This window comes from Velazquezella soli, assembly GCF_977018685.1.
In genome coordinates this window covers 496627-509757 of the sequence record NZ_CDRNXF010000005.1, presented here as the reverse complement: position 1 = coordinate 509757, position 13131 = coordinate 496627, and the positions used below count along the sequence as shown (strand labels likewise).

At 59.4% G+C, this 13131-nt stretch carries 10 protein-coding genes; 4 read left to right on the top strand and 6 right to left on the bottom strand.

Annotated elements, in window-relative coordinates; all coding sequences use genetic code 11:
• Both AC0JZ8_RS22780 and AC0JZ8_RS22775 read right to left on the bottom strand, forming a co-directional pair.
• Nucleotides 1-1521, bottom strand: coding sequence for an ABC transporter substrate-binding protein (locus tag AC0JZ8_RS22780; RefSeq protein ID WP_471893650.1), 1521 nt, complete (start codon nt 1519-1521; stop codon nt 1-3).
• A 32-nt stretch (nt 1522-1553) separates the two neighbouring features.
• Nucleotides 1554-3386 carry a gamma-glutamyltransferase family protein gene (locus tag AC0JZ8_RS22775; protein WP_471893649.1) on the bottom strand — a complete coding sequence of 611 codons (1833 nt, stop codon included), beginning with the start codon at nt 3384-3386 and terminating at the stop codon, nt 1554-1556.
• Nucleotides 3387-3590: 204 nt separating this feature from the next.
• On the opposite strand from AC0JZ8_RS22775, the gene AC0JZ8_RS22770 reads away from it, so the two are divergent.
• The 4 genes from AC0JZ8_RS22770 (at nt 3591) to AC0JZ8_RS22755 (ending at nt 8238) form a co-directional block, all read left to right on the top strand.
• Nucleotides 3591-4316 carry a GntR family transcriptional regulator gene (locus tag AC0JZ8_RS22770; protein ID WP_471893648.1) on the top strand — a complete coding sequence of 242 codons (726 nt, stop codon included), beginning with the start codon at nt 3591-3593 and terminating at the stop codon, nt 4314-4316.
• Nucleotides 4303-4689, top strand: a complete 387-nt coding sequence (locus tag AC0JZ8_RS22765) for an SgcJ/EcaC family oxidoreductase (protein ID WP_471893647.1) — start codon at nt 4303-4305, stop codon at nt 4687-4689. Before AC0JZ8_RS22770 ends, AC0JZ8_RS22765 begins: the two co-directional genes overlap by 14 nt.
• A 158-nt stretch (nt 4690-4847) precedes the next feature.
• Complete coding sequence (locus AC0JZ8_RS22760; protein WP_471893646.1) at nt 4848-5594, top strand: histidine phosphatase family protein; 747 nt, start codon at nt 4848-4850, stop codon at nt 5592-5594.
• 475 nt (nt 5595-6069) lie between these two features.
• The gene (locus tag AC0JZ8_RS22755) at nt 6070-8238 is read left to right on the top strand and encodes a methyl-accepting chemotaxis protein (protein ID WP_280136586.1); all 2169 of its coding nucleotides are present in this window, start codon (nt 6070-6072) and stop codon (nt 8236-8238) included.
• A 285-nt stretch (nt 8239-8523) separates the two neighbouring features.
• Here the strand turns inward: AC0JZ8_RS22755 and dhaL (AC0JZ8_RS22750) are convergent, their stop codons facing one another.
• The 4 genes from dhaL (AC0JZ8_RS22750) to AC0JZ8_RS22735 form a co-directional block, all read right to left on the bottom strand.
• Nucleotides 8524-9168, bottom strand: a complete 645-nt coding sequence (gene dhaL / locus AC0JZ8_RS22750; RefSeq protein WP_471893867.1) for a dihydroxyacetone kinase subunit DhaL — start codon at nt 9166-9168, stop codon at nt 8524-8526.
• A gap of 42 nt (nt 9169-9210) precedes the next feature.
• Nucleotides 9211-11280 (bottom strand): bifunctional sugar-binding transcriptional regulator/dihydroxyacetone kinase subunit DhaK, encoded by a 2070-nt coding sequence (locus AC0JZ8_RS22745; RefSeq protein WP_244473985.1) that lies wholly within the window; start codon nt 11278-11280, stop codon nt 9211-9213.
• Nucleotides 11281-11472: 192 nt separating this feature from the next.
• Nucleotides 11473-12120 carry a dihydroxyacetone kinase subunit DhaL gene (dhaL, locus tag AC0JZ8_RS22740; protein ID WP_092663311.1) on the bottom strand — a complete coding sequence of 216 codons (648 nt, stop codon included), beginning with the start codon at nt 12118-12120 and terminating at the stop codon, nt 11473-11475.
• A gap of 10 nt (nt 12121-12130) precedes the next feature.
• Nucleotides 12131-13123: a dihydroxyacetone kinase subunit DhaK gene (locus tag AC0JZ8_RS22735; RefSeq protein ID WP_471893645.1), complete on the bottom strand. Its 993-nt coding sequence runs from the start codon at nt 13121-13123 to the stop codon at nt 12131-12133.
• Nucleotides 13124-13131 lie beyond the last annotated feature (8 nt).

The following is a 13131-nucleotide window of genomic DNA, read 5'->3' as shown; positions in this document are numbered from 1 at the left end:
TCAATTCTTCCGGCTCACACCACTCAGGCGGATGATGCCATCCGGAGCGGGCGCAAGGCCGGTGATGTTGGAATTGTGCGCGAAGATCCACTGCGAATGATACATGTAGACAATCGGAAGGTCCTTCTGGAGGATCGCGATTGCCTTGCTGTATTCTGCCTTGCGGGTCTCGACGTCTCCCGATGCGCGGGCTTTCGCCAGGATCGCGTCGAGTTCCTCGTTGCAGTAATGCGCGTCATTGGTCGGAGCACCGCAAGACAGCATCGGCGTGATGTTGAGGTCTGGATCGACGCGTCCGCTCCAGCCGACGAGATGCGATTGGAACTTGCCCTGGCGAGCAACGTCGAGCAGGGTCATCAGCTCTGTCGGCTTGATCGAGACGTTAATTCCGACTTCGGCAACCATCGCCTGGATAAGCTGGGCAACCTGCTGACGTTCGGCGTCAGTGGGCACCAGAAGTTCAAGATCGACGGATTCGACGCCGGCTTCCTGCATCTTCTTTTTGGCAGCGTCCAGATCCCGCTGCGGAATTGGGAAGTTCTTATCGTAGTACTGATTGGAAGGCGGGAACGGCTGGTTGCCGATGCTCGCCTGACCGTCGAATACGACATCGCTGATGGCCTGACGGTCAATTGCAAGGCTGAACGCCTCGCGGATTGCTGCCTTTTTGCCGGCATCGAGGTTAGCCCCCTCGCCACCAATGCTGAATGTCACGCCGTAATATCCAAGTCCGACGACCGGCTCCACGGCCAACGATGCATCCGCCTTCACGGCTTCGACTTCGGTCGCAGCGAGCCGTTCGATCAGATCGAGCTGGCCGGAACGAAGGTTGAGCAGCCGCACGTTCGAGTCGGGCATGCCGCGATAAACGAGCCGATCGAAGTGGTATTTGTCGGCGTTGTAGTATTTTGGGAATTTCGCAAGGACAATGCGGTCCTGGATCACGCGTTCGGCGAAGGTGTAGGGGCCTGAACAGACGGGAGCATCGGTGAACTTCTCACCGAGCTTTTCAGCTGCAGTCGGGCTAACGATCATGCCGGCCCGGTCGCTGAGAGCTGCCAGCAGTGGTACCGATGGCTGTTTCAGGTTGATCTGGACGGTTGTCGGATCGACTACGTCGACGGTGCTGATGGAGCTGATTTCGGGTTTGCGGCGCGAGAACTTGGCATTGAGAGCCCGCTCGAGATTGTACTTGATTGCGGCGGCGTCGACCTTGGTTCCGTCGTGAAAGACGGCATCGTCGCGCAGTTTTAGCGTCAGTGTCTTGCTGTCGTCACCCCATTGCCAGCTGGCAGCCAGCATCGGAATGATCTCACCCTTCTCGTCGATATCGACGATCTTGTCACACAGCGACTGGAGGACGTGGCGGCCAACGAAGCTCCAGTTGGTTGCGGGATCAAGCGTATCCGGATCGTCCTGCAGGCCGATATTGAGCGTCGATTGTGCGGCCGCTGGGGCAGCTGTCGCTTGAATGCCTGCGAGCGCCAGTGTGGCGGCCAGTGCGAGATAGTGTGGTTTCATCGCTATTCCCTCTCTTATTCGAAAAGTCTCATTCATCGGGCAACGGCGTAGCCCTGTACGCCCCGCGGATTGGCGCCGGCCTTTACGAGTTGCACGTCACCGTCCATTTCGCGGGCAACTGCCGACAGACGCCCTTCCGACCATGCGTCGCCCACTGTGATCTTGTGTCCGCGTGCTGCCAGATCCTCGCAGACCGTGTTGGAGAAGCGCGATTCAAGCGTCACCGCACCGAGGCTGATTTCTCGCGGCCAGAAGGAGCTCGGCAGGTGATCGGTATGGAATGACGGAGCATCGATCGCCTCCTGCAGGTTCATTCCCTTGTGCAAGTGGCGCAGCAGCATGATCAACTGCCACTGGTCCTGCTGATCTCCGCCCGGAGTTCCCAACGCCATGTAGGGCTTGCCATCGCGGAAGACGGTGGTGGGCGTCAAGGTCGTGCGGGGTCTTGTTGATGGCATCAGCGACGAGTTGAGGCCCTCTTCCAACCAGAACATCTGGCCGCGGGTGGTGAGGCTGAAGCCGAGACCTGGAATGACGGGGCTCGATTGGAACCACCCGCCGGACGGCGTGGCGGAAACCATGTTGCCCCATCGGTCGATCGTGCTGACTTGCACGGTATCGCCGCGCTGAGCACCCTCGCGGGTCAGCGCCGGTTCACCCTGCCGGTCGTTGGGCAACGGCTGCTCGCGCGCGACCGTCGGCTCGCCGCCGCCAAGCCCGGGCTGCATAATTGTACCCACAGCGCGCAGGGGCGGCAGGTTGGGGTTGCGACCGTCAGGCGAGCCTGGACGCACCTCAAGAGATGCAGAGCGACCAATCAGAGCGCGACGGATGTCGGCGTAATCTGCAGACAGGAGTGTCGCCATCGGTACGTCGACGCTATCGCCGTACCAGGCCTCGCGATCAGCCATGGCAAGCTTCGCGGTTTCAACAACGAGATGCACGAACTCTGAGCCCATCGGGTCAAGGTCCGCGATGTCGGTTCCCTTGAGGATCTGCAACATCTGCAAGAGGACCGGCCCTTGAGACCAAGGTCCGCATTTGAACACTTCACAATCGCCGTAAGTTACCGACACCGGCTTCTCGATCGATGGCGTATAGTCTGCCATATCCTGCGCTGTGATCAGGCCCTTGTGTCGTCGGCCTGAGACATCCCATACTTCCTGCGTTTCGCAGAACTGCTCGATCTGCTCGGCAATCGGTCCGCGATACCAGAAATCTAGTGCGGCATTGATCCGCGCCTCGCGGCTGCCGGCCGATTTCGTCTGATCGAGGATCAGTTGGTACATGTCGGCAATGTGCGGGTTGCGAAAGAGCTTGCCCGACTGGGGCAGGGCACCGCCTGGCAGATAGACGGCGGCCGATGTTGGCCAGTGCGTCTGAAACAGCTCCTGCATCGATGCGATCGTGTTTGCGATGCGCGGCACCAGCGGGTGACCAGTCCTTGCATAGTAGATCGCCGGGGCAAGAACCTCCTCGAGTTCAGCCTGTCCGTAGTCCCGCAAAAGCGTGAGCCATGCGCCAAAAGCGCCCGGGATACAGGCTGCGAGAAGCCCTGTCCCGGGAATGATGGCCAGACCAAGTTCCTTGAAATACTGAATGGTCGCCTTCGCAGGAGATGGGCCCTGACCGGAAATGACAACCGGAGCATCGGCGCCCGCTGGGGTGACGATAATGGGAACTTCTCCGCCGGGGCCGTTCAGGTGCGGCTCCACCACCTGCAGTACGAAACCAGCTGCCACGGCCGCGTCGAACGCCGTGTGCCCTTTTTCGAGAATAGACATACCAACGGTCGAAGCCAGCCAGTGCGTCGACGAAACTGCCCCAAAGGTGCCGCGCAGTTCCGGTCGGGTGGTAAATGTCATTTGCTTCACTCACTCCTCGTGTGAAGGCGGCAGCGAAGACACGACCATTGTCTATCTCCACGCAAATTGCCTCCAACGTCCCTTTGGGATACAATCCCGTCCTCTGTGGACACATTGTATATTATTCGGGCGCATGGCAAGTCAGTTGTGTAATTTACTTTCGTCGCGATAGGATGGTGTGTGACCTTGTGGGGAAGGAAACCTATGCTGGATGGACGGACGCCACTGAAAAAAGCTCGTAGCGATGTTATCGCCGACCAGCTGGAAGAAGCTGTGATCACAGGGGAAATTGCTGCTGGATCGCGGCTCGACGAGAACTCTCTCGCGGTCCAGTTCCAGGTGTCTCGCACGCCCGTCCGTGAGGCTCTTCGCATCCTGTGCGGCCGGGGACTGGCCGAGCGGGAAGCATTCAAGGGCGTCATTGTCACCCAGATTTCCACGGAGCGCATCGACGAAATGTTCGAGGCCATGGCGGAACTGGAAGCGACATGCGGCAGGCTGTCGTCCCAGCGCATGACGATGCGCGAACGGGCTGAGCTGGAAGCCATGCATCGTGAGATGAACGGCCTCGCACAGGATGGAGACCACGTTGGCTACAACGCCGTTAACACGGAGTTTCACAGCCTGCTGTTTCAGGGTTGCCACAACAGGGATCTGATCAGTGCAGCGCAAACGCTGCGGTTGAAGCTTGCTCCCTTCCGGAAATATCAGCTGAAGGACGTGGGGCGTCTGAAACGATCGTGTGACGAGCATCAGCAAATCGTTGACGCGGTTCTCGAGCAGGATGCGAAAGCCGCCGAAAACGCACTGAGGCGGCATCTGGTCTCGGCCGCGCAAGAGGTTTTGGTCAGGCGTCAGCAGCAGAAGGTAAAGACCATCCAGGACAATGATCCGCTGTATAATAAGGAGGCTTATGATGACGCAGGATGATGAAAAACAGGCCATCCGCGACGTCATTGGCGTTATGCAACAAGCGTGGAATACCGGCAACTTTCATGGCTACATGGCTGGCTTTGCCAACCCGGATGTCGTCTTTGTTTCCCGCGGCCGCGTCCAGAAGGATTGGCAGGCGACGCTCGACCATTACATCAGCGATTATGGCGGGTCCGAGGGTTCGCAAGGTCAGCTGACCTTTTCCAATATCCGCATCGAAATCCTGTGCGATGACGCAGCGCAGCTCATCAGCAACTACGAGCTGATCCGCCCAGCGGGAAATCAGACGGGAGTGAACACGCGGCTGATGCGCAAGCGCGAAGGAAGGTGGCTGATCGCCCTCAACCACGTTTCGCAGATCGAGATGTAATATATGGCGTATGCTTGTTCGCTCAGTCGACTTGTTGTCGCGACCGATCTGACATCAAGGGATAACAGGCAAGCTTTGCTATTGCCGACTGGGTTGCTGATCGTCAGGCGCGCGCCCATGGTAGCCGTCGGATCTAAACCTATGCAGCGGGATGGCTGATGCGCGTTTTTCTTGTTCGCCACGGCGAATCCCTCGGTAACCTCGACGAACGGGCTTACAGCCAGTTTGGAGATCACAACGTACCGCTGACGCAGTGGGGACATCGCCAGGCCGCCGAAGCCGGGGCTGTGATCGCGGCCTATATGTCCGGCCTGACCGGGCGGGGGGTGCAAACGCTGCGCGTATGGTACTCACCGTTCCTGCGGACACGGCAAAGCAAGGACGCGCTCCTTGAAGCCTTGCCTGTCGAACGCATTGGCAAGGTGCGCGAGGACTATCTGTTGCGGGAGCAGGATTTCGGCCTCTTTACTGAAATCTATGACCACGCCGAGCGGAAGCAAAAGTTTCCCGACGAATTCGAGAAGTGGGCGAGACTGCGTAGCAACAGCGGTAAATTCTACGCCCGGCCGCCAGATGGTGAAAGCCGCGCCGATGTTGCACAGCGCATGCGGTTGTTCCTGCAGACGATCATGCACGAGGCCCGACACGGCCACGACAACGTGGTGATCGTCGGCCATGGTGTCACCAACCGAGCCTTCGAGATGAATTTTCTGCAGCATCCTGTCGACTGGTTCGAACGTTCGGACAATCCCGGGAATGCTGACATCACTCTGATCGAGGGAACGCGCGAAATGGGATACACCTCGACGCTGTTGCACCAGGCGACCGACCGTCAGCCTGGTCAGAACGATCTGCGACTGGCGTATGGCGCAGAGCTAACGATCAGGCCAGAGCCGGAGGCCTGAAATGCCTTGACCAAACTGGACCTCGTTTTTGCCGGCGATAGATATCAAGCTGAGTATGGGTATCCCGATAACACCCGCCGAATGACACTGCAGATCGATAACCGGGCTCGCTTGTCGGGTACCTCGAGCGATGGCTGGTTCCGTTCAACGTCCCGCACATCAGCGATGGTGACGTACTGAATGCCGGTGGCGGCAAATACCAGCTTACAATCGACTAATCGCTATTTTGGGCATTTGCCTTTGATATCAATTGTCATCGATGAGATTCTAGGCACGGTAACCAAGCCTCAATACGTTTTCTCTATCAGGTTCGGTATCGTCCTACCTTTGAGCCTTGGCAGTTTTCCTGCAGCTCATTCAGCAAGATATCGAGGCCTACGTGAGGTTTTTTGGAAATTTGAAAATAAGGACGCGTGTCGTTCTTGTAGCGGCGATCCCGACCATTGCGTTGATCGCTGCTGTCGTACAGGACAATATGAAGCGCCTTGAGCAGGCTTCGGAAGCGCAATCTGTCGCCGAAATTTCTTCGATGGCGCCCGTTATTGGCTCAGCCATCCATGAAATCCAGAAGGAGCGCGGTGCTTCCGCTGGTTTCGTCGGTGCCAAGGGCCTCGGTGAGTTCGGGTCGCTCCTGGAGAAGCAGCGTCTCGCAGCGGATGCAGCACTCGCCAGTTTCAAGGCCTTGAACCTGACGACGAGCGAAGCTCCGGGTGGCCCTGAATTGCAGCAGCTTGCGCTCTCGGCCCAAGCCAAGCTCGACCAGCTCAAGACAATGCGTGACGAGGTTACGGCGTTAAAGGCAGGCGTGCCTGATATTGCGTCCTATTTCGAGGATACGATAGGTAGCCTCATCAAACTGATCGGATCCATGAGTTCGCTCACCAGCGACAGCACGATCTCAAACCGGATTGTTGCCTACTCGGCTCTTCTGCAGGGTAAGGAACGCGCTGGTCAGGAACGCATGATCGGCACTGCAGCATTCGCGGCCGGTAGTTTCTCGCCGGAAGGATATCAGCAGTTCGTGAAGTTTGGCGTTATGCAGAACGTCTACTTTGCGGATTTCAACAGCTATGCAGGCGCACCGCAGCGTGCCGCGCTTCAGACGGCCCTTGCGAGTGATGCCGGTCAGCTTGTCGAGAAGCAGCGCAGCGTCGCGCTGAAGGCTCCGTTCGGCGGACAGATGGGTGGAATTTCCGGTGAAGACTGGTATAAGGCTTCGACCAACCGCATCAACGCGCTGAAGACAGTGGAAGACCAGACCGGTCTGGAGCTAAAGGATTATGCGTCCGCTTCGGCTGCGGTTCAGCACAGGAATTTCCTGATTTCGGTCTTCACCTCGCTGGGCGTTCTGGCGGTCGTTGCTGTTCTCGCGACCATCGTCACCCGCTCCATCACCCGTCCCGTCACGCGGATCGTGCAGACGATGCGTGAGCTCGCGGCCGGCAACGCACAGGCTGAAATCGATGCCATAGCAGATCGAAGCGAAATCGGCGACATGGTCAAGTCTGTTGCCGTCTTCAAGCAGAACGCGCAGGACACCTTGCGCATGGAAGCGGAAGCGCAGGCTAACCGTTCGATGTCCGAACGTCAGCGCCTCGAGCAGCACGAGCGTCAGGCGGAAGAAGCAGCCGAAGTGCAGTTCGCAGTCGATACGCTCGCCGTTGGCCTCGGTGCCATGGCGAATGGCAAGCTGAACCATCGGATCGACCAGGCGTTTGCAGAACGCCTCGACAAGATCCGCGTCGACTTTAACGGTGCGATCGAGCGTCTCGAAGATGCGATCGTGGACGTCAGCGGCAACGCGCAGGCGATCTCGGCCGGTTCGAACCAGATCCGCTCCGCGGCTGACGACCTTGCAAGGCGCACCGAACAGCAGGCAGCATCTGTCGAGGAGACCGCAGCAGCCCTTGAGCAGATCACCACCACGGTTGCCGACACGACGCGTCGCGCAGAAGAAGCAGGTCGCCTGGTCAGTGAAACGCGCAAGAACGCCGAGCACTCGGGCCTCGTGGTGACGAACGCAATCAACGCAATGAATGCGATCGAAGCGTCATCCAACGAGATCTCCACCATCATCGGCGTCATCGACGAAATCGCGTTCCAGACCAATCTTCTGGCACTGAATGCGGGCGTGGAAGCGGCCCGGGCAGGTGACGCCGGCAAGGGCTTTGCAGTCGTCGCACAGGAAGTTCGCGAACTTGCGCAACGGTCCGCAAGCGCCGCCAAGGACATCAAGAGCCTGATCGCCAAATCCGGCGAACATGTCAGAAGCGGCGTTTCCCTTGTCGGCGAAACGGGCGAGGCGCTTGGGCAGATCGTCGATCAGGTCAAGGCAATCAGCGTGAACGTCCTCTCAATCGTGGAAGCCTCGCGCGAACAGTCTACGGGTATCAAGGAAATCAACCATGCCGTCTCGTTGATGGATCAGGGGACGCAGCAGAATGCCGCTATGGTGGAAGAATCCACCGCAGCGAGCCATTCTCTCGCGAGAGAAGCCGAAACGCTCTTCCAGCTCGTTGGTATGTTCGAGACAGGATCAGTGGCAGGTGGCATTCACCACTCGCATCAATCCGGCGACGCTCCAGCTCCTTCGAACCGGTTGATGACCCGAGTGACCTCGTCCTTCTCCAGACGCGTGGCATAAGCTTCACGGCATCCCGGCTAACCTCCCAAAGCACACGCAGAGAGTGAACCGTAAAAGCCGCCGAAGAAATCCTTTCGGCGGCTTTTGTATGAGGCTGATCCGTGCTGGTTGGTGAAAAGAAGCTTCCAGCTGTCACGACATCTTTCGCTTGATCTGCAGCCGCCAAGACACCCCCAGCCACGTGCTCGTGTCATCGTGGCCGCGATGGACGAAGTGACAGTGAGAGACGCGTTCCTCAAACATCTTCTCATGCTCGCGCAAGATTTCGGCCAACGTCCCCAATCTTCAGCGAGATGCCGTCCCGTCGAAGGTTTCTCGCATCGCCTTGAGGATCACGACCGCGGAGGCAGCGCCCGGGTCGATATGGCCAAGCGAGCGTTCGCCCAGTCTTGCGGCGCGACCACGAAGCGCGATCATGGATTGCGTTGCTTTGGCGCCCAATTCTCCCGCTTCGCAGGCCGAGGACCAAATGTGTCCGGGTTCGCCGGATCTCGCCTCCGCCGCATCGGCTGCCGGCATCCAGGCATCGAGCATGGTCTTGTCTCCGCGCATCCCTTTGCCCCGCTGCTGAATGCCGGTTGTGATGGCTCTCAGCATCGCGACCTGGCCAGCGGCATCGAGAGGTCGATGTGCGTTCATACGATCGGATGCATGGAGAAAGCCGGTCGCATAGAGCGGGCCCGTGGATGCGCCTACCGCATCGAGAAACGTGGTCGCAGCAGCCGCCATGACTTCGGCGGCAGTCATGCTGTCTAGATCGCTCCGCGACAATTCACTCGCAACAGCGCTGAAGCCAAGCGACATCGTGATGCCGTGATCGGCGTCTCCGATCGCCTCATCAAGCTCGGTCAGGTAATCCTTCTCCTTGGCCATCGCATCGGAGATCTTATTGAACATTCGGCTGAGTAAGCGCGCATCGTTTCCGTGCACCATGTCCCTCCAACTGTTGCACTGTGCCATTGAAAGCCTGCCTTACCCTATTTTCAACGCCGCAGTGTCGCAGGGATGATGGAGCAGAGTAGACAGATCGTCATCGAGATGAAGGATTGAGATCGAGGCGCCGACCATATCCAATGATGTGCAGTAGTGGCCAATCCAGTTTGCTTCGATCTCGATGCCCTTGGCCTTCAGCCGCTGCTCGACACGCCTGAACAGAATATAGAGCTCCATCAATGGCGTTGCACCGAAGGAGTTGACCAGTACGGCGACACGGCTGCCTGCGATCGCCCCCATCTCGTGAAATATGCGATCGATAATCTTGTCCGCAATCGCGTCGGCATTCTCGATCTTCTCGCGACTGACACCCCGTTCGCCATGGATGCCGATCCCGAACTCCATCTCGTCTTCCCCGATCTCGAAACTCGGACGGCGCGTCTGCGGCATAGAGCCGGCTTCGAGTGCGACACCCAGCGTGAATGTGCGGGAGTTGGCCTTGCGTGTCAGTGCTTCGCACGCGTCGAGGGAGTGACCGCGGTCGCAGGCTGCACCGGCGATCTTGAAGGTAAAGAAATTGCCGGCGACACCACGTCGGCCGTCCCGGTCTTCCATGGAGGACGAGGCGACATCATCGGTGGTCAGGACCGTGCGCACCGCGATGCCCTCGGCCTCGGCCATTTCTGCCGCCATCTCAAAGTTCATGACGTCCCCGGCATAGTTGCCGTAGACGAAAAGCACACCGGCATCACCCGAAGCGGCCCGGGCGCAATGCAGGATCGGCATCGGCGGCGGGGAGGAAAAGACATTGCCGACGGCGACCGCATCCGCCAGCCCCTTTCCCACATAGCCGAGAAAGCAGGGTTCATGACCGGAGCCGCCGCCGATGACAAGACCGACCTTGCCGGGCCGCGGACCTTCCCTGGCTATCAACGCCCGGTTGGATTTTCCGGCGGGCATCAGATGTTTCTGATGCGCCCGAACGACGCCTTCCAGCATTTCCTCAACCACATGATCCGGATCATTGAGGAACTTCTTCACGCGATTGCGCGTCCGCGTCCCTGTCCCTTGGCTAGACGGGCTTTCCGAGCGAGGGCGCTGCGCAAGCATCTGGTCGATCACGGTCACGCCGTCGGCATTCAGAATACCCCGTCCGGTCGCCGCATCGGTGATCAGCACGTTGACATAGCCGCCGCGCAGGGCAGCGAGGATCGCCGGCACCTTGTCGAATCCTCCGGCCGCAGCAACGCGGAGGCCGACCGATTTGAGCATGTCGAGTGACATGCCGATCAGGCGCTCGTCCAGCGGCCCTGCCACCGGACGCCCCTGGCCGTCGATGAAGCGGCCCGAGACGGCGCCGACGGCGCCCTTGGCGAGATAATCCTGCAGCGCCACGTCTTCGAAAAAGCCGCTTGTGTGAATGGTCGAATTCGGCCTCAGTGACGAGATGCCAAAAAGCGCCTTGTTGGCACGCGACAGCATGCCGAACTGATCGGCCACCAGCGGCTCTTCCAACAGAGCGTCACGCATCGTTCGAGACGAGAGGATGGCGGGGGCTGATATGTTGACGAGCCTCCCCCCAACGGCCCCGGCGACAGCCGCTGCGCAGAGCTCCGGCGTATAGGAAAAGCTTGCCCGTGTTCCGCCCGCCGCCTGAATGACCGTGACATCCTGCAATCCGGGAACATGGGCAGCTTCGCCGATCGCAAGCATTGTGCGCCCCCAGGAAACGGCGACCGTATCGCCCGACTTGATCAGACGCTGCAATGCCTGGCCGCCGGCAGCACCGATCCGTTCGATCAGCGATTTGCCGGTTTCTTCGCTGGGGACGACAAGACAGTCGACGAGCCCGAAATGCCGCTTGAGTTCGCGCGCGATGGTCAGTGACGCAAGCCGGGCGGGTTCGATGGCGATGTTGACGATGCCGCGCTCACGCGCCTCTGCGAGATAGTTGTTCACCGTGGCGCGCGACACACCCATCGTGGCAGCAATATCGCCTTGGGTAAGACCATCCTCGTAATAGAGCCAGCAGGCCCAGACGAGGGGGTCGTCGCCATATCTCAGAGACATGCCCTCGCGGGCGTGTTCGACATCGTTGGTGCCGATCATCGCCTTGCCGGACTGCTGTGTCTTCACTGGTGTCAATCCGAAACGTGCTCCGACAGTCGATACGGGGCCGAGCTATCCGGACCGCCGGAATTTTTTAGGACAATTTATCGACGTTGGCTTCTTATTTCTGGAATTCGGCGGCGACCTGCCCGCAAAGGCAGGTCGCCCGGTCCTGGGAGGGGTTTGCTTAGTTCAGGGCGCCTGCAACTTGCCTGTTACGCCCTTCGCGATTTCCTTGAGGATCAAGGCGCATGACGTGGCACCGGCATCGAGAACGCCAAGCGAGCGTTCGCCGAGACGGCTGGCGCGCCCGATCTTCGCGACGAGGTCGATGGTGGAATCACGTCCGTTGTCGGCGGCTTCGGTCATCGCCGCCAGCGCGTCAGCAAAGGACTGTCCGCCTGCGACCGTGCTGTCGAACGCTTCGATGGCCGGCACGAACGCGTCGATCAGCGTCTTGTCGCCAACCTTGGCAGAACCGATCGACTGAATGCCGGCAAGGCCCATATGAAGCATTGTCGAGAAGAGGCGAGCGTCAACGACATCCTTGCCTTCGAGCGTTTCTGCGAACTCGGTGAACATCACGCCGTAAAGCGGACCCATCGAGCCGCCAATCTCCGTCATCAACACAGTGCCGAGCGTATCGAAGGCTTCGGCCAGCGACACGTCTTGGGTCTTGAGGCGCTCGGACGTCATGCCGAAGCCCTTGGCCATGTTGACGCCGTGGTCACCATCACCGATCTTGCCGTCGATCTCACTGAGATAGGCGCGGTTTTCGATGATGCGGTCGGCGATCGCAATCACGATATCGCCCGCGTGGGCATTGAGGAAAGTCTGCATCGCCAGGTCCTTAAAGCAGCATGGTGCAGCGCGTCTCGAGATCGAGAAGCGGCTTGGTTTCGTCGTCGAGCGCCATGACCGTCAGGGTCGCTCCCACCATTTCCAGCGACGTGAAATAGTTGCCGATGAAGGTCTTGTAGACCTTCAGGCCACGCGCGGAAATCTCGGTTTCGATCGTATCGTTGAGGATGTAGAGTTCGTTGAGCGGCGTCGCGCCGAGGCCTGACACGAGCACGGCGACTTCGACGCCGGCCGGCAGGTCATGATCGTCGAGCACGATCTTCACCATGTCCCTTGCAACGTCTTCGGCTTTTTTGAGCGGTTCGACCCGCACCCCAGGCTCGCCATGGTGGCCGATGCCGACTTCCATCGTGCCGGGCTCGATCTGGAAATTGGGATGGCCGACGGCGGGAAGTGTGCAGGGGCCAAGGCCCACGCCGATCGACCGGCAGTTGTCGATCGCCTTCTGCGAGACGGCGCGAACCTCCTCGAGCGAACCGCCCTGGCTGGCCTTGGCGCTACCGATCTTCCACATGAAGATCTCGCCGGCGACCCCGCGGCGCTTCTCCCGCTCGGACAGGGGAGCCGAGCAGACGTCGTCATTGGCGACGACCGTCAAAACCTCGATTCCTTCCTTGGTGGCAAGCTTGGTTGCCATCTTCACGTTCATGTTGTCGCCGGCATAATTGCCGTAAAGGCACACCACTCCTGCGCCTCCATTTGCCTCCCGGAATGCGTCAGAGAAGCTCTTGGCCGTCGGCGAGGAGAAGAGTTCGCCAACGGCGACCGCGTCCAGCATGTTCTTGCCGGTGTAGCCCATGAAGGCGGGTTCATGACCCGAACCGCCGCCGGTGACGATGCCGACCTTGCCTTTGACGGGGGCATTCTTCGCCACGACGACACGTGGGTTTTCCGCAAGCCGGACGATATCGGAATGGGCCTTGACGAAGCCCTTGACCGTATCTTCGACGACAAGATCAGGATTATTGACGAAACGCTGCATGGTTTGTC